The following is an 18060-nucleotide window of genomic DNA, read 5'->3' as shown; positions in this document are numbered from 1 at the left end:
AATGCGCTTTTTTAAGAACTTGATCGAGCAGAGCCTTGAGCGCACCCGTGAGGCAACGCTCGGTGTCCTGGGCATCAACCATCCGGGTCTGCGTCGTCACCTGAGCGAAAGCATGGTGAACACATTGGGGGCTGAGGGCTGCTTCCTTGCCCCGCCAGTATTCGAGCATACCTTTGGCTGGAAGGAAGCCAAGCTACGCCTACAGGACTTGTCGGCAGAGGGCTTGCTATCCTCTAGCCTGCTCGACACGCTAGCTAGCGCACCAGCTTACCGTTTCCCGAAAACGGCGCACCCCTATGTGCATCAGCTGCAGGCCTGGCGCGCCCTGCTCGACGACACACCACGCTCGGCGATTATCACCACCGGCACTGGTTCGGGGAAAACCGAATGCTTCATGGTGCCAATCCTCGAGGATTTAATCCGTGAGCATGAGCGCAACGAAGCTGCACTGGTGGGTGTCCGCGCCCTGTTTCTCTACCCGCTCAATGCACTGATTAACTCCCAGCAGGAGCGTCTTGACGCCTGGACCCGGAAGTACGGCAGCAACATCCGCTTCTGCCTGTACAACGGCAAGACCGAAGAACGCGCCGACAAGATCCGCAAGGAACAGCAACAAAAGCCCAACCAGATCCTGTCTCGGGAACGGCTGCGCAAGGAGCCAGCTCCGATTCTGATGACCAACGCCACCATGCTGGAATACATGCTGGTGCGCCAGGTCGATAGCCCGATCTTGGAAATCTCGCGCCAGCAACAGTCGTTGCGCTGGATTGTTCTTGATGAGGCCCACACTTATGTGGGCTCGCAGGCAGCGGAAATATCTCTGTTACTACGCCGGGTGGTCCAGTCCTTTGGCAGGCAGTCCAAGCAGATCCGCTTCGTAGCCACCTCGGCCACCATCGCCGGCACCGATGCGCAAGAGCGACTGAAACGCTACCTGGCCGACCTGGCGGGCGTACCGCTTGATCAGGTTGAAGTAATTGGCAGCTCGCGCGTCTGGCCCGACCTGGCATCCGACTCTGCAGGCAACGATATTGGCCTGCAGGCCATCCGGGATATCGAACCGAGAACGACAGTATCCGCTGCACGCTTCAAGGCCCTGTGCGACAGCACCATCGCCAGGAGCCTGCGCCATGCGGTGGTCAGCTCCGACAAGCCCCTCGACCTGCATGACCTGATTGGTACAGTTTCCGACCAGTTGCAGGGAGGCAGCCTCCTCGAACAGCAGCAGGAGGTGCTCGACTGGCTCGACACCATGACCGGCACGCATCCAGACGAAGGCCAGCCGCCGTTCATCAAGCTACGCATCCACCTATTCCAGCGCATGCTGCATGGGCTCTGGGCCTGCGTCGATCCGCAGTGCAGCGCCAAATCCAGCCACCTGCAGGACTGGCCCTTCGGCAATGTCTATGTGACCCAGCGCACACGCTGCGAGTGCCATGCGCCGGTATACGAGCTGGGCTTCTGCGACGACTGCAAGACGCCGCACCTGCTGGCAGAGGATCGCAATGGCGAACTGCACCAGCCCAGCCCTTACGCCGGCGATGAGTTCGCGCTCAATCATGAAAACGGTAGTGAGGATGCGCCAGCCGAACTATTGACGGCGAATGCCGCCAGTACACACCTGATCATTGCTGGATTGCCGGCGGCGCATGAGCCCTACTTTCCTGTTAGTCTCGATCTGGAAAACCAGAAGCTGGGCGCAGTGAACGCCACCCACAACATCGACATTGTACTTACCATGGAAAAGGACAGCTGCTGCAGCCACTGCGACAACTCATCGCTTGGCACCAGCGACTTTCTGAGAAAAGCCTACCTTGGTGCGCCGTTCTACATTGCCAACGCCGTGCCAACCATCCTGGAATTCTGTCCTGATCCTGACAAGGCGGATTGCGAAGGCCGCTCTCCCGAAGAACTGCCGGGACGCGGGCGCAAGCTGATCACCTTCACCGACAGCCGCCAGGGCACCGCGCGCATGGCGGTGAGGATGCAGCAGGAAGCGGAGCGCTCCCGGCTACGCGGGCTGGTGTTTGAAACGCTCAGGAATGCTCAGGCTAAGGCCGATGCAGCACCCAAGGACACCCCCAGCGGCAATCCTGCCGAGCTTCTTGCCCAGGCAGAAAACCTGGAAAAAATGGGCATGGCTGGCATGGCGGCAGAACTGCGTAGGCAAGCTGAACTTTTGCAGCGCGGCGCAGCACCCGCCAATCAGGCCGAAATCATTCCTTGGTCGCAGATGGCCGACACCATTGCGGCAGCCAGGGCTATCGACCAGTTCATCCTGCGCTACAACCGTTATGCCAATCCGGCGCTGTTCGATGGCTACGAAGGCGGTCTGACTATGGCGCGTCTGCTGCTGGCCCGCGAGTTCTCCCGGCGCCCCAAGAATCAGAACAGCACGGAAACGCTGGGACTGATCAAAGTTGGCTACCAGGGATTGGAGAAGGTGATGACGACTCCAGCCCTGTGGGTCGATACCCGAGCCATCTCTGCGAGCGACGATGCTCATGCCTCTAGAAGCGCTCTGACGCTGGGCGACTGGCGTGACTTCCTCCAAGTTGCACTCGATTTCTACGTCCGGGAGAACACCTTCATCCCGATGGAAAACAAGATGCGCCGCTGGATGGGCAGCCGCTTCAGCCCCAAAGCGCTTTATTCACCCAAGAGTGATGTACAGGAAAGCAGCAGCACCAAAAAGTGGCCGCAGATCAAGCCTGGCATCCCCCACCGCCTGATCAAGCTGCTTGAACTGGCAACAGGACTGGATCGCACCATGAATGCCGATGCCGACAAGATCAACAGTTGGCTCGAAGCGGCCTGGCTGGTGCTGGTCAATGCTGGCATTCTGGAGTCTTCCGATACCGGCCATCGTTTGCGCCTAGAAACCCTTACCTTCTCGCTACCGACAGAGGGGTGGGTCTGCCCTTTGACCCGACGGGTCTTTAGTACTACCTTCCGTGGTCTGACACCCTATCTCCCGCGAAAACTGCTGAGCCAAGACTACCGCTGCCAGAAGATCCAGCTTCCCGTCCTGAGCAGCCTGATGCCGGATGGTTCCCCGGTACCCAAGCAGGTGCAAATCCGCCAGTTGATCGCGAAAGATCCCGTGATTACTCAACTGCGCGAGGAAAACCTGTGGACGAACATCAGTGATCGCACGGTCGAGGGCGGTTTCTACTATCGGACCGCAGAGCACTCGGCGCAGCAGTCAGCAAAACGGCTGGATGACTATGTCGAGGAGTTCAAGCGCGGCGATATCAACGTCCTAAACTGCTCTACCACCATGGAAATGGGCGTGGATATCGGTGGCATCTCCGCCGTGGTGATGAACAACCTACCGCCACATCCGGCCAACTATCTGCAGCGCGCCGGTCGAGCCGGGCGACGCAGCGAGGCACGGGCCATCGCCTATACGCTATGCAAAGCTGATCCGCATAACCAGCGTGCCTTCGCCAATCCCAAATGGCCGTTCGTGACTGCCATTCCGGCACCGAACATCACCCTCAGTTCTGTGCGGATCGTGCAGCGACACGTCAACTCGCTGTTGCTGGCGCTATTCCTGCGCATGCACAGCAGCAATGATGGCGACCGCACCAAGCTGACCTTGCATTGGTTCTTCGCTCCAAACAACTCACCCGCTCAGCAGTTTATGGCCTGGCTTACGGCCAGCCCCGATGAATTTGACCGTGCCGTGAAGCAGCTGGTGTGCGGCACCGGTCTGGAAAGACGCTTGCTCAGCTCAATCACTGGCGAGACCCAACTGGGATTGCGTGAACTTGAGGAACGTTGGCTGAGCGAGTATCGCAACATCAACCATAAGCTACAGGCCGCCAACGACGGGCCGTACAAGAAGGCCCTGGCGCTGGAGAAGCAGCGCCATGAAAACGAGTACCTGCTCCGCTATTTGGCATCGTCCGCATTCCTGCCAGGCTATGGTTTTCCGACTGATGTAGTAAACCTTAAAACCTATAACGTCGAGGACTTTCTACATCAGCAGCGAAAAAGTGATGCCAGTCGCGAAGACAGCATCTTCGACAACAAGGAAATGCCCTCACGCAGCCTGAACATCGCCATTCGCGAATATGCCCCCGGCGCTCAGGTGGTGATTGATGGCCGCGTCTATCGCTCTGCCGGTGTCAGCCTGCAGTGGCATGCCGATGGGCAGGTCAACGAGGTGCAGAAATTCGATATCGCCTGGCGCTGCCCGGAATGTGGCAACACGGGTGTGGTCGAGCATGCCTATGCCAATAGCGATGGCTTGTGCTGTGAGCATTGCGCGACCCCTATTCCATCCAGCGAGCGACGTGTGGTGTTGCGCCCAGGTGGCTTTGTAACTGACTTTTACGAGCCAACTACGAATGACGTGACCTCGCAGAAGTACATTAACGTCCAGCGCCCACGCATTCAGCTGAATGGTGAGAGCATTGCGCTGCCTGATCAGCGTTGCGGCTTCGTGCGCTTTAGTCATGAGGGCAGCGTTTTCCATCATTCATCCGGTGAGCATGAAACAGGATACGCCATATGCATGAATTGTGGGCGTGCAGAGTCGATGCTCCCCTCTGGTGATATCCCTAAAGGCCTGCAGCCAGGCACGCTGCATTTCCCGCTGGGCGGGCAACGTCGCAAGGGCAAGGACAGTAAGCCAGAGCCTGATTGCCCCGGTGAAGCTGTCATGGGCAATCTGCATCTGGGCTACCAGATCCGCACTGATGTGCTGGAAATCTTTCTCAGGAACCCGCTGACGGGTGAATGGTTGCCGGACTCGTCCGAAGGTCGTTTGATTGCTACGACGCTGGGGGCAGCCCTGCGCGACGTGATCGCCGACCGGCTCGGTATCGCCAGTAGCGAAATGGGCTTCGGCCATCGCCTCGACCGGGACCGAGACACGCGGCAAGGCCGCTCGGTCATCCAGCTGTTCGATGAAGCCAGCGGTGGAGCCAGCTTTGTGCTAGCCGGCCTGAACGAAATTACGTTGCTGCTGGGCAAGACTTTGGAACGTCTGCACTGTCCGGTCAGTTGTGAGAATGTCTGCTCGCACTGCCTGGCCAGTCAAGACAGTCGTGTCGAGCGTGAAGAGCTGGATCGCAAGCTGGCACTACAGTGGCTGAGTGAATCCCGGTTGGTGGAGCATCTGGTAGTCAGTCATGTTGAAACACACGCGTGCATGTAAGCAAATTTACGCCGTTGTATTGGTCAAATTTTTTCGAACACTCCGATGGAGCCAGCCGCTCAAGCCTGCATTCGTGCAGGCTTGAGTCGGCATAGTCTTTCAAACTCTGCCAGACTCATGTGACACCGTACTACTGGAGTAGCCCCACCCTCACCCTACTACCTCCTCCTCCTTCTCACCCGCCACCTTCCCCACCTTACTCCCTCCCCCCGTCGCCATCACCGCCGCTACCGCCATCAACCCGCCGCCCACCCAGCGCAGCGGCCCCATGGCCTCGCCCAGCCACAACCAGGCGAACAGCGCGCCGAATACCGGTTCGCTGCCCATCAGCAGGGCGACGCGGCTGGGGTCGCTGCGGCGCAGGGCGTAGTTCTGGATGGCAAAGGCGCAGACGGTGCACAGCACGGCCAGGTAGCTGATAGCCAGCCAGAAGCCGGGCTCGCGCGGCAGCGGCGGCAGGCCGCCTTGGCTGGCGCTCAGGGCGAGGGCGCCCAGGCCGACGGTCCAGCATTGCATGGCGGTCAGCGCCTGGGCGGTGGCGGGTTGGCGCTCGGCCAGTTGTTTCAGCCAGCACACGCCAAAGGCGCGCAGCACGGCGGCCAGCAGCATCAGCGCATCGCCACCTGAAAAATGCATGGCACTGTCGCCGGTAAGCAGCAGCGCGCCCAGCCAGGACAGGCCCACCAGCGCCCAGATGCGCGCGGCTGGGCGCTGGCCGTACAGCAGCCATTCGGCCAGCGGGGTGAGCACCAGGCACAGGCTGATCAAAAACGCCGCATTGCTGGCGCTGGTGTATTGCAGCGCCCAGGTTTCGCACAGCAGGATGGCCAGCAGAATGCCGCCCATCGGTAGGCCGGCGCGCCAGGCTTGCCAGCGGAGGGTGCGCAGCGCCGGCAGCAGGCACAGCCCGGCCAGGATAAAGCGCACGGCCAGCACGCCATACACCGGGTAGTGCTCCAGCGCCAGTTTGGCCACCCCATAGCTGGTGCCCCACACCAGCGCCACCGCCAGCAGCAGCCATTCGGCGCTGGCCAACATGCGTTGTCCCATCGTGTTCTCCTTGGTGCGGCAAACCCAACCCTTCCTGGCGGGTGATGCCGCGAGTGGTTTGCCGCTGTTAAAACTGGGTCAGCCACCCTTGACGGCCACACGCCTGGCCAGACGTCGGCGCGGCTTGCTGAAAATTCCCGATGGGCAGACGATACATTGATGCGAAAACGGCGATAATTCCCCCTTTCAGAACATCAGTTGTGCGCCATGGACACAAATAAATTGCTGGGCGTGTTGCCCGATTTGCTGGTGCTGGTCAAGGTGGTGGAAGGCGGCAGTTTTTCGGCGGCGGCGCGCGCGCTGGGCAGCACGCCGTCGGCGGTCAGCCGGCAGATGGCGCGGCTGGAACAGGCGCTGGGTAGCCGGCTGCTGGAGCGCACCACGCGCAGCCTGCGGTTGACCGAGGCTGGCCAGCTGGCGTTTCAGCACAGCCAGGCCATGCTGGAATCGGCCCAGGCGGTGCTGGATAGCGCCGGTGCGCATCAGGCCGAGCCCAGTGGCCGGGTGCGGCTGGCCATGCCCAAGGCGTTTGGCCGGCGGGTGATCCACCCGTTAATGCCGGCGTTTCTGGCGCGTTATCCCAAGGTGGACGTGCAACTGCTGCTGGACGACCACGCCCGCGACCCGATCAGCGATGAGGTGGACTTGGTGGTGCTGGCCACCGACCAGCCGCCGCCGGGGCTGGTGGCGCGGCCGTTGATGCCGGTGGCGCAATGGCTGTGCGCCTCACCCGACTATCTGGCCCGCTGCGGTGAGCCCACGCAGCCGCAGGCGCTGCAAAACCATGATTGTCTGTTTCTGGGGGAAACTCCGGACGATTGCGTGTGGGAGTTTGCCCGTGATGGCCAGCGCCAGCGGGTGCGGGTGTCCGGGCGCTATATCGTCAACCACAGCGACATCCGCCGCGATGCGGTGCTGCGCGGCCTGGGCATTGCCAGCCTGCCGCAGTTTGTCGCCGCCGAGGATGTGCGCGCCGGACGCATGCGCCGGGTGCTGGCCGACTGGGAGTGCATCACCCACGCCTACTGGGGCCACGCCTATCTGCTCTACCCGGCGCACCGGCAATTGCCGCGCAAGGTGCGGGTGATGATTGATTATCTGCTGGAAAACGTGCGCGACCCAGCGCAAGAGCTTGCCTTTCCATTGGCCTGAAACACGGACAGGCGAGTGCGTCACCATGTGGCTTGGGGATGCGCGGGGGGAGGGTGAATTCAACCCGTGCTTGCAGCAGGCGGGATGCGTGGGGTATACGGCGTGGATGACCGGGCGACAGGCAAGCTATTTTGGCCGCCGGGGCGACACGCATGTCGAGCGTTTTCCCCGTTGATGGGCGCGGGCCACGGCAGCGCTGAAAACAGCTGGTAGAATGCTTGCCTGTGTCAGGCTGGTGCGCTGGCCTGCCACCGCACCGGATGGGTACCACAGGGGGTGCGCCTGGGCGCTCAGGCGGCTTCGGCCAGTTCGTCGTCGCAGCAGGACAGCTCGGACAAGGTGGTGCGCAGGATGTCACGTGCGCAGCAGGCGCAGCGACCACAATCGCTGGCCACGCCCAGCTGCTGGCGCAGATCGCGCATCATGGTGGCACCCTGATGAACGGCCTGACGCACTTGGGTGTCGGTTACGGCATGGCATACACAGACGTACACGGTTGCACTCCTGTTCAAGGCAGCCCGCTGTGGACTGCGATATAATGAGAACCTGTCGCAACTATCGTACAAACGATAATGGTTGTCAATCATGGCGTGAGTCATTTGCCCTGCCGGGGTATCCAAGCAGGATTCACGCCGGTTTAACCATGGTGCTTGCCTCAGGCAGTGACGCAGTAAAATAACTTGATAAACATCATCTTGGCGTGGACTTGCCGCGCCAGCGCCCTGCCGGGGCAAGCCTGAGCGTGTAGGTGGCGTCGCTGTCGCCTGTGTCGGGTTTGCCACGCAGTGGCGCATCTTCAGGAAAGCGCATGGTACGAAGCTTGCAATGGAAACCCAACGCCACGGTGGCGGCGGTGATTGAGCAGGATGGCCAGTTTTTGCTGGTGGAAGAACACACCGAAGACGGCGTGCGGCTGAACCAGCCCGCCGGGCACTGGGAGCATGGCGAATCGCTGCTGGATGCGGTGCGCCGGGAAACCCTGGAAGAAACCGGCTACCTGTTTGAGCCCACCGCGCTGCTGGGGGTGTACACCTGCCCGCGCCCAAACAGCGATGTGGTGTATTTGCGCTTTGCCTTTACTGGCGAGCTGCGCGGCCATGATAGCCAGCGGGCGCTGGATGCCGGTATTATCGCAGCCCGGTGGGTGTCTGCCGACGCGCTGCAGGCCGATCCGGCCCGCTGGCGCAGCCCGCTGGTGTGGCAATGCATCGAAGATTATCTGTCTGGCCAGCGCTATCCGCTGACCCTGATTCGCGCCGTGCCCATGGCCTGAGGGCAGTTTGTGCCGGCGCAGGAGCCCGCCATGCTGCCTTGCCCGCCCCGTCGGATGCTGTCCCTGTTGTTACTGCTGGCGCTGGCCTTGCCGGTTCACGGCGAAACCCTGTCGATTTGCTACCACTACGGCTGCAAGCAGCGCGGTGAAGCCGTGCTGGATGCGCTGGACAACCACCAGTTGGCCAGCCTGCTGGCGCAGCCCGACCCGGAGCACGAACGCCAGGCGCTGGCGCAGGCCATCGGGCTGATGAACCAGATGGCCGCACGCACCACGCCAATAGGCAATGACCGTGGCGGCAATGTCAACGACAACGGCCCCGGCAGCCAGGACTGCATCGACCACAGCACCAACACCACCACCTATCTGCACTACCTGCTGGAGCACGGCTGGCTGCACTTTCATCGGGTGCTGGAGCCGGTATGGCGCGCGCCCTGGCTGGTGGATTTACATTATTCCGCTGCGATTGAAGACCTCAGCGACGGCCTCCGCTATGCGGTGGACAGCTGGTTTTTTGATCATGGCCTTCCCGCCGTGGTGCTGCCACTGGCGGACTGGAACAAAGGATGGTCCCCGTAATGACCCGCCCGCAACGCATTGTCGTCGGTTTGTCCGGCGGCGTGGATTCGTCTGTCACCGCCTGGCTGCTCAAGCAACAGGGGCACGAGGTGATTGGCGTGTTCATGCAAAACTGGGAAGACGACAACGACGACGAATACTGTTCGATCAAGCAGGACGCGCTGGACGCCATGGCGGTGGCTGACATCATCGGCATTGACATGGAAGTGGTGAATTTTGCCAGCGAGTACAAAGACCGGGTGTTTCGTTATTTTCTGGAAGAATACGCCGCTGGCCGCACGCCCAACCCGGACGTGCTGTGCAATGCCGAAATCAAGTTCAAGGCGTTTCTGGATTACGCCATCAGCCTGGGTGCCGAACGGATTGCCACCGGCCACTACGCCCGTCGGGTAGACAGCGCCAGAGGGGCCGAGCTGTGCAAGGGCGACGACCCCGGCAAGGACCAGAGCTACTTTTTATACCGCTTGCAACCACACCAACTGCAGGCGGCGCTGTTTCCGCTGGGCGAGCTGCACAAGCCGCAGGTGCGCGACATCGCCAGCCAGATTGGCCTGCCCAATGCCGGCAAAAAGGACAGTACCGGCATCTGCTTTATTGGCGAGCGGCCATTTCGCCAGTTTCTGCAGCGCTACCTGCCCACCGAGCCAGGCGAGATGGTGACACCGGAAGGTAAAGTGGTGGGCCAGCATCAGGGGCTGATGTATTACACCCTCGGCCAGCGTCAGGGCCTGGGCATTGGCGGGCCGGGCGAGCCGTGGTTTGTGGCCGGCAAGGCACGCGACGCCAACCGCCTGGTGGTGGTACAGGGCCATAACCACCCGCTGCTGCACAGCCAGGCGCTGTGCGCCGGCCAGCTGTCGTGGACGCTGGGCCAGCCGCCCGCGCCGGGGCGCTACGCGGCCAAAAACCGCTACCGCATGCAGGACGCGCCGTGCGTGCTCAGCTACGACGCCGCTGGCCAGGCAGTGCTCACCTTCGACAGCCCGCAATGGGCGATTACCCCCGGCCAGTCGGCGGTGCTGTACGACGGCAATGTCTGTCTGGGGGGTGGGGTGATTATTGGTGCGCCAGAAGGCGAGGCTTGACCGACCCGTTTTACATGCTGATGCTGAACTGGATGACATCCGCGCCGCCACAGCCGATGGCAGCAAGGTGCTGCCCGAACTGGCGGTGGACGTGGAGAATGAAAGCGGCCAGGTGGTGACGCGGGTGCGCAAAACACTGTATGTGCGGCGCAAAATGCATGCCCCCGCCACACGATGCTAAGGATGCGCTGGAACAAGCGTCATTCCCGCGCAGGCGGGAATCCAGGGGCATCCACAGCGTGCAGCAGGTGCGAGTTCTCACCACCGTCCCGCCATGCTAAACCCCCACGGCGCACGATGTGGCACGGACTGGGTTCCCGCTTGCGCGGGAACGACAAGTGGGTGAAACTCACGCCAGAAGAGGGCTAGCCTCCGATGGGTACTCTGATTTAATTTATTTTGAAACAAAGTCTTATCTAGCCACAGCGAACCACCCGCCGCACCCCATCGTGTCATTCCCGCGCAGGCGGGAATCCAGGAGCATCCACAGCGTGCAGCAGGTGCGTGCGCTCACGACAGCCCCGCAATGCTAAACCCCCACGGCGCACGCGGTGGCACGGACTGGGTTCCCGCCTGCGCGGGAACGACAAGTGGGTGAAGCTCATGCCAGAAGAGGGCTAGCCTCCGATGGCTACTCTGATTTAATTTATTTTGAAACAAAGTCTTATCTAGCCACAGCGAACCACCCGCCGCACCCCGCCCCGTCATTCCCGCGCAGGCGGGAATCCAGAGGCATCCACAGCGTGCAGCGGGGGTGAGTTCTCACCACCGCCCCACAACGCCCCACCCCCACGGCATACGCGGTGGCGCGACCTGGGTTCCCGCCTGCGCGGGAATGACAAGTCGGGTGAGGCTCATGCCGAAAGCGGTCGAGTCGCCGTCCCGTTGAAATACCCGCGTGCAGGCGAGCGTGCTGACGTTCCTAGCCCGCAGCCGCTTGCCAGTTATCCACCATCAGCTGCAAGTTACGTTCGCCGCGCCATTCATTCACATTAAGCTGATACACCACGTCAATCCAGGCCGGCAGCCAGTCTGGGCAGTTAAACAGCATGGCGTCAAACTCCACGCCGTCGCGGCCCAGTTTCAGTTTCAGATGGCGTTCGCCCACCCGGCGCTGGTCGAGCAGGCGGAAGCGGTCGTAAAACGACGGCGGTGGAAAGCCCTGGCCCCAGACATTGGCGGCCAGCTGGTCGGCGGTGTCCATGCGGATGTCACCCACCGCCAGGCTGCCGTCGGTTTCGATGGTGCGGGTCAGTTGTGCCGGGGTCAGCCAGTCTTGCCCCACGGCCTCAAACGCGCTGATAAAGCGCGGTAAATCCGCCTCGGCCAGGGTCACCCCGGCGGCCATGGCGTGGCCACCAAACTTGCGCAATAAATCCGGGTGCTGTTTGGCCACCCGGTCCAGCGCGTCGCGCAGATGAAAACCCGGAATCGACCGTCCCGAGCCTTTCACTTCGCCTTCGTCACCGGGAGCAAAAATCAGCGTGGGCCGATGAAAGCGCTCTTTCAGCCGGCTGGCAACAATGCCCACCACGCCCTGGTGCCAGTCATCGCGGTACAGGCATAGCGTCGAGCGGCCTTGTGGATCCACCCCGGCCAGATGCGCCAGCGCTTCTTCCTGCATGCCGGCTTCGATATGGCGACGTTCTTTATTCAGCCGGTCCAGCTCGCCAGCCAGCGCCAGCGCGTGGCCGGCGTCGTCGGTCAGCAGGCAGGCAATGCCCAGGCTCATGTCGTCCAGCCGGCCTGCGGCGTTCAGCCGGGGGCCGAGCATGAAGCCCAGGTCCACCGTGCTGGCGCGGCGCGCCTGACGGCCACTGGCGGCAAACAGCGCATTCACCCCGGCGCAGGCGCGGCCAGCACGCATGCGGCGCAGGCCCTGTTCGACCAGAATGCGGTTGTTGTCGTCCAGCTTCACCACGTCGGCCACCGTGCCCAGCGCCACCAGGTCCAGCCAGTCGGCCAGATTGGGTTCTTCGCCGCCGGCAAAGGCACCGCGCTGGCGCAGCTCGGCGCGCAGCGCCATCAGCACATAAAACATCACCCCCACGCCGGCCAGGTGCTTGCTGGGAAACGGGCAGCCCGGCTGGTTGGGGTTGACGATCAGCGCATCGGGCAGTTCGTCGCCGGCCAGGTGATGGTCGGTAATCAGCACGTCCATGCCGCGCGCGCGCGCCGCCTGCACACCGGCCACGCTGGCCACGCCGTTATCCACGGTAATCAGCAAATCCGGGCGGCGCTGGGCGGCCAGTTCGACAATTTCCGGGGTGAGGCCATAGCCGTATTCAAAGCGGTTGGGGACGATAAATTCCACCTGCGCGCCAAACCGGCGCAGGCCGCGCACCGCCAGCGCGCAGGCGGTGGCACCGTCGGCGTCGTAGTCGGCCACCACCAGCAGGCGTTCCTGGCGGGCAATGGCATCGGCCAGCCGCACCGCCGCCGGGCCGATATCCTTGAGGGTGTGGTAGGGCAGCAGGTGCTTAAGACTGGGGTCGAGCTGGTGGCTGTCGGTCACGCCACGCGCCGCGTACAAACGGGCAAACAAATCTGGCAAACCCTGCGCACACAGGGCCTGCCGGGCCGTATCGGGTACGGCCCGTGCAGCAATTCGGGTCATCAGAAGGTCGCTATCTGTCTGGCTCCACGCCAGAATTTCCAACTGTCGCCGGCGCGCAGCGTGGCACTCAGCCCCACTTCGCCCGGCACATGCAAGGTCAGCGTGGTCAACTGGCGGGCTTTCAGCGCCGCCGCCAAGGGGGCAAACCAATGTTGCTCCAGCGCCAGCAGCTGATTGCGCCAGGCCCAGCCATCCTGGTAGCTCACCGCCGCGCTCAGCCCGTCCAGCCACACCAGCGCCTCGCCGCGCCACTCGCCCAGCCAGGCCGGGCTGAACTGGGTGGGCAGCGTGTCCACACAGGCACCGGCCTGGGCGGCCAGCGCCGCCAGCAGCGGCTGGTCGGTGTAGACGGTAGACGCGGGCAGTTGCAGAGTGCCGGCTTCGCCGCCGCCCCATGGCCAGATGCTGTTGATCATCGGCTGGCCGGCGGCTTCGCGGGCTGCGTTGACCGGGTGGCTGAACAGCAGCATTTGCAGTTCGTTAAGCCAATGCCGCCACTGGCTGGCACGCGGGCCGCGCGGCAGATGCGGGTCGATGCTTTGCGCCACCACGTCGCCCAGCGGGGTAAAGTGGGCGTCGGCAGCTTCGCTCAGTTGCAGATACCAGCGGGTGGGCTGGGCAGCGTGAAACACCAGGCCATCTTCGGCAAAGTGCTGGTTGAGGGTGGCCACCAGCGCATCGGCTTCGGCCTGGGTCAGGCTGAACATCTGCGCGTCGGCCAGCAGCAGGCTATCTTGTTCTACCCGCAAATGTACCGGGTCGGCGCACAGCCAGTGGCCCTGGCTGGCGGTCAGGCCATCGGCCTGGGCCAGTTGGCGCGCCACCGGCAGCGAGGCGGCCACGCCCAGCAGCCGCGCCAGCCAGGGGCTGGCCGGAGTGTTGGCCGGACGCGCCTGGCCCCGGCCCAGCAGCCAGGCCAGCGCCGGCAGCGCCAGGTCGCGGGTGGCTTCGGCACGCAGCTCGGCGTCGGGCCACACCAGGCCGGGCACCATCAGGGTGAGGTGTTGGCTGGACATGGTCAGGCCAGGGTCACCTTGGCAAACTTGCGCTTGCCCACTTGCAGCACCACCGTGCTGCCAGCGGCCAGCTGGAGTTTCTTGTCTTCAATTTTAACCCCGTCAGCCTTCACGCCGCCGCCGTCAATCATGCGCAGCGCTTCCGAGGTGGACGCCACCAGGCCGGCTTCTTTCAGCACGCTGGCAATCGCCAGCACACCGCCTTCGCCGGTTTGCACGGTGACTTCCGGCAGCTCGTCGGGGATGGCATTTTGCTTGAAGCGCGCTTCAAAGTCGGCCAGCGCCGCTTCGGCAGCGGCCTGCGAATGGAAACGCGCCACCAGCTCTTGCGCCAGCAGCACTTTCACGTCACGCGGGTTGCGCCCGGCGGCGATGTCGGCCTTGAATTGCTCGATCTCGGCCAAGGGGCGCAGCGACAGCAGCTCGTAATAGCGCCACATCAGCGTGTCGGACACGCTCATCACCTTGCCAAAGATGTCGTTGGCGGCTTCCGAGATGCCGATATAGTTGCCCAGCGATTTGGACATCTTGTTCACGCCGTCCAGGCCTTCCAGCAGCGGCATCATGATCACGCACTGCGGTTTTTGCCCGTGCTGTTCCTGCAGCGCCCGGCCCATCAGCAGGTTGAATTTCTGGTCGGTGCCGCCCAGCTCGATATCGGCGCGCATGGCCACCGAGTCGTAGCCCTGCATCAGCGGGTACATGAATTCATGCAGCGAAATCGGCTGATTGCTGGCAAAGCGCTTTTTGAAGTCGTCACGCTCCAGCATGCGCGCCACCGTGGTGCTGGCGGCCAGCTTGAGCATGCCGGCTGCGCCCAGCTGGTTCAGCCAGGTGGAGTTGAAACAGATTTCGGTTTTGGCCGGGTCGAGAATCTTGTACACCTGTTCCTGGTAGGTCTTGGCGTTGATCGCCACCTGTTCCGGGGTGAGCGGCGGGCGGGTGGTGTTTTTGCCGGTGGGGTCGCCGATCATGCCGGTAAAGTCACCAATCAGGAACATGATGTGGTGGCCCATGTCCTGCAACTGGCGCATCTTGGTCAGCACCACGGTGTGGCCCAGGTGCAGGTCGGGGGCGGTGGGGTCAAAGCCGGCCTTGATGCGCAGCGGGCGGTTTTCTTTCAGCTTGGCAATCAGCTCGGCTTCGATCAAGAGTTCGTCGGCGCCACGGCGGATCACGTCCAGGGTGGCGGCCAGCTCGGCAGACAGGGGGGTCGGTGCGGTCATCGGTTTTTATCCAGCGCCCGGCGGGAAAAGCTCCCGGCGCGGCGGCTCAGCAGAGGTCAACGGCGCGCCAGAGCGGCGCGGCGAACAAGTCAATCGGCAATTATCGCAAACTGCGCCGCGCAGGGCAAAGGCACAGGGCAAGCGCATGCATTCACGCGGGTATTTCGACAGGACGACGACTCGACCGCTTGCGGCTGAACCTTACCAAAACGGGTCGTTCCCCCGCGCCACAGCGTGCGCCGTGGGCGTGGCGCAGGCGGGACGGTGGTGGGCGCGCAAACCCGCTGCACGCTGTGGATGCCCCTGGATTCCCGCCTGCGCGGGAATGACGGGGTGGGGTGCGGAAGACAATGCGCTGTGGCAAAGTCAGGTTTTGTTTTAACAGAAATTAAGGATACGCTGAAAAAATCGTCATTCCCGCGAAGGCGGGAATCCAGGTTGTTGATTTAGCTAGGTTTTGATTTTGGCAAACACGATTTTTCTGAATAAATCAGCGCGTCCTTAAACCAAGACACCCGGCATAAACTGGCTCACATGAACCCTTGTGTTTCAACGTGACTGACGACTGGAACGCTGAAAAACCCGTCACTCCCGCGCAGGTGGAAATCCAGGGTATTGATTTTACTGGGTTTTGCTTTTGGCAAAAACGGTTTTTCTGAATCAATCAGCGCCTCCCTGGCTCGATACCACCAGCGTGTAAGGCCGCGCTCACTTCCGCCTCGCCATCCAGCCCCAGGGCGTTAGCTCTACGCAGCAGTGTGCCGCGTGCGATGTTCAATCTATATTCAAAAGCCGCCGGCATGCTGGCATAACATCGGGCAAAAATGGTCACCGCTTCACGCGCATGATGCAAAGCTTGTTCGAGCGACTCGGCATCGCCTTGCTCACTCAGATGACTGGCCAGGTTATTCAGCGATAGGGCCAAATTCGGCAGATAGGCTGCCGGTTGGCTGGCGGCCAGTTGCCGATAAGTCTCCATGGACTCACGCGCATAAGCCAGCGCCTGCCGGCACGACTCGGCATCGCCTTGTTCACTCAGGCCAATAGCCAGGGTATTCAGCGACATGGCCAAATCCGGCAGATAGGCTGCCGGTTGGCTGGCGGCCAGTTGACGATAAGTCTCCATGGACTCACGGGCATAAGCCAGCGCCTGCCGGCGCGACTCGGCATCGCCTTGCTCACTCAGACAATTGGCCAGGGTATTCAGCGACGCGGCCAAATCCGGTAGATAGGCTGCCGCTTGGCTGGCGGCCAGTTGCCGATAAGTCTCCATGGACTCACGCGCATAAGCCAGCGCCTGCAGGCGTGATTTGGCATCGCCTTGCTCACTCAGACGAAGAGCGAGGTTATTCAGCGACCCGGCCAAATCCGGTAGATAGGCTGCCGGTTGGCTGGCGGCCAGTTGCCGATAAGCCTCCATGGCCTCACGGGCATAATCCAGCGCCTGCCGGCGCGACTCGGCATCGCCTTGCTCACTCAGACGATTGGCCAGGGTATTCAGCGACATGGCCAAATTCGGCAGATAGGCTGCCGGTTGGCTGGCGGCCAGTTGCCGATAAGCCTCCATGGCCTCACGGGCATAATCCAGCGCCTGCCGGCGCGACTCGGCATCGCCTTGCTCACTCAGACGATTGGCCAGGGTATTCAGCGACCCGGCCAAATCCGGCAGATAGGCTGCCGCTTGGCTGGCGGCCAGTTGCCGATAAGTCTCCATGGCCTCACGGGCATAGCCCAGCGCCTGCCGGCGCGACTCGGCATCGCCTTGCTCACTCAGACAATTGGCCAGGGTATTCAGCGACCCGGCCAAATCCGGTAGATAGGCTGCCGCTTGGCTGGCGGCCAGTTGCCGATAAGTCTCCATGGACTCACGCGCATAAGCCAGCGCCTGCAGGCGTGATTTGGCATCGCCTTGCTCACTCAGACGAAGAGCGAGGTTATTCAGCGACCCGGCCAAATCCGGTAGATAGGCTGCCGGTTGGCTGGCGGCCAGTTGCCGACGAATTTCCATGGACTCACGGGCATAATCCAGCGCCTGCCGGCGCGACTCGGCATCGCCTTGCTCACTCAGACGATTGGCCAGGGTATTCAGCGACCTGGCCAAATCCGGCAGATAGGCTGCCGCTTGGCTGGCGGCCAGTTGCCGATAGGTCTCCATGGCCTCACGGGCATAAGCCAGCGCCTGCCGGCGCGACTCGGCATCGCCTTGCTCACTCAGACGATTGGCCAGGGTATTCAGCGACCCGGCCAAATTCGGCAGATAGGCTGCCGGTTGGCTGGCGGCCAGTTGCCGATAAGCCTCCATGGCCTCACGGGCATAAGCCAGCGCCTGCCGGCGCGACTCGGCATCGCCTTGCTCACTCAGACGATTGGCCAGGGTATTCAGCGACAGGGCCAAATTCGGCAGATAGGCTGCCGGTTGGCTGGCGGCCAGTTGCCGATAAGCCTCCATAGACTCACGCGCATAGCCCAGCGCCTGTCGGCGCGACTCGGCATCACCTTGCTTACTCAGGCCAATAGCCAGGTTATGCAGCGACATGGCCAAATCCGGCAGATAAGCCGCCGCTTGGCTGGCGGCCAGTTGCCGATAGGTCTCCATGGCCTCACGCGCATAAGCCAGCGCCTGCCGGTGCGACTCGGCATCACCTTGCGCACTCAGATGAAGGGCCAGGTTATTCAGCGACATGGCCAAATCCGGCAGATAAGCCGCCGCTTGGCTGGCGACCAGTTGCCGACGAATTTCCATGGACTCACGCGCATAAGCCAGAGCCTGCAGGCGTGATTTGGCATCGCCTTGCTCACTCAGACGAAGAGCGAGGTTATTCAGCGACCCGGCCAAATACGGTAGATAGGTGTCGCGTCCCGTGTGATCATATTCCAATTCGTAGCTGGCCACTC

The 18060-nt window shown here is 62.3% G+C and carries 12 protein-coding genes; 6 read left to right on the top strand and 6 right to left on the bottom strand.

The window, feature by feature from the left end; all coding sequences use genetic code 11:
• The first annotated feature begins 1 nt into the window (after position 1).
• Positions 2-5167, top strand: coding sequence for a DEAD/DEAH box helicase (locus BXU06_RS07245; RefSeq protein ID WP_216352550.1), 5166 nt, complete (start codon positions 2-4; stop codon positions 5165-5167).
• A 150-nt stretch (positions 5168-5317) separates the two neighbouring features.
• Here the strand turns inward: BXU06_RS07245 and BXU06_RS07240 are convergent, their stop codons facing one another.
• Complete coding sequence (locus tag BXU06_RS07240; RefSeq protein WP_077298205.1) at positions 5318-6217, bottom strand: DMT family transporter; 900 nt, start codon at positions 6215-6217, stop codon at positions 5318-5320.
• 207 nt (positions 6218-6424) lie between these two features.
• On the opposite strand from BXU06_RS07240, the gene BXU06_RS07235 reads away from it, so the two are divergent.
• Positions 6425-7369, top strand: coding sequence for a LysR family transcriptional regulator (locus BXU06_RS07235; RefSeq protein WP_077298203.1), 945 nt, complete (start codon positions 6425-6427; stop codon positions 7367-7369).
• A 290-nt stretch (positions 7370-7659) separates the two neighbouring features.
• Here the strand turns inward: BXU06_RS07235 and BXU06_RS07225 are convergent, their stop codons facing one another.
• Positions 7660-7863 (bottom strand): bacterioferritin-associated ferredoxin, encoded by a 204-nt coding sequence (locus BXU06_RS07225; RefSeq protein WP_077298201.1) that lies wholly within the window; start codon positions 7861-7863, stop codon positions 7660-7662.
• Positions 7864-8177: 314 nt separating this feature from the next.
• Here BXU06_RS07225 and BXU06_RS07220 point away from each other — a divergent pair, with 314 nt between their 5' ends.
• The 4 genes from BXU06_RS07220 to BXU06_RS07205 are packed head-to-tail and all read left to right on the top strand — an operon-like array spanning position 8178 to position 10487.
• The gene (locus BXU06_RS07220; RefSeq protein ID WP_077298199.1) at positions 8178-8642 is read left to right on the top strand and encodes an NUDIX hydrolase; all 465 of its coding nucleotides are present in this window, start codon (positions 8178-8180) and stop codon (positions 8640-8642) included.
• Between the two features lie 30 nt (positions 8643-8672).
• A complete protein-coding gene (locus BXU06_RS07215) occupies positions 8673-9221 on the top strand; it encodes a hypothetical protein (protein ID WP_253189547.1) in 549 nt (182 codons plus the stop codon).
• Positions 9221-10306, top strand: coding sequence for a tRNA 2-thiouridine(34) synthase MnmA (gene mnmA / locus BXU06_RS07210; protein WP_077298194.1), 1086 nt, complete (start codon positions 9221-9223; stop codon positions 10304-10306). Before BXU06_RS07215 ends, mnmA begins: the two co-directional genes overlap by 1 nt.
• Positions 10281-10487, top strand: coding sequence for a hypothetical protein (locus BXU06_RS07205; RefSeq protein WP_077298192.1), 207 nt, complete (start codon positions 10281-10283; stop codon positions 10485-10487). Before mnmA ends, BXU06_RS07205 begins: the two co-directional genes overlap by 26 nt.
• Before the next feature lie 741 nt (positions 10488-11228).
• Here BXU06_RS07205 and recJ read toward each other — a convergent pair.
• From recJ to BXU06_RS07185, 4 genes are all read right to left on the bottom strand, one after another.
• Entirely contained in the window at positions 11229-12926 is a 1698-nt protein-coding gene (gene recJ, locus BXU06_RS07200) for a single-stranded-DNA-specific exonuclease RecJ (protein ID WP_374754328.1), read from the bottom strand.
• Complete coding sequence (locus BXU06_RS07195; RefSeq protein ID WP_077298188.1) at positions 12923-13939, bottom strand: hypothetical protein; 1017 nt, start codon at positions 13937-13939, stop codon at positions 12923-12925. The genes recJ and BXU06_RS07195 overlap by 4 nt, the downstream gene beginning before the upstream one ends.
• 2 nt (positions 13940-13941) lie before the next feature.
• A complete protein-coding gene (tyrS, locus tag BXU06_RS07190) occupies positions 13942-15165 on the bottom strand; it encodes a tyrosine--tRNA ligase (protein WP_077298186.1) in 1224 nt (407 codons plus the stop codon).
• Between the two features lie 664 nt (positions 15166-15829).
• Positions 15830-18043, bottom strand: coding sequence for a tetratricopeptide repeat protein (locus BXU06_RS07185; protein WP_171982143.1), 2214 nt, complete (start codon positions 18041-18043; stop codon positions 15830-15832).
• Between the last annotated feature and the right edge of the window lie 17 nt (positions 18044-18060).

This window comes from Aquaspirillum sp. LM1 (genome assembly GCF_002002905.1).
Classification (GTDB): domain Bacteria; phylum Pseudomonadota; class Gammaproteobacteria; order Burkholderiales; family Aquaspirillaceae; genus Rivihabitans.
The sequence above is the reverse complement of the archived record's forward strand: the minus strand, read 5'-3'. Positions and strand labels throughout refer to the sequence as shown.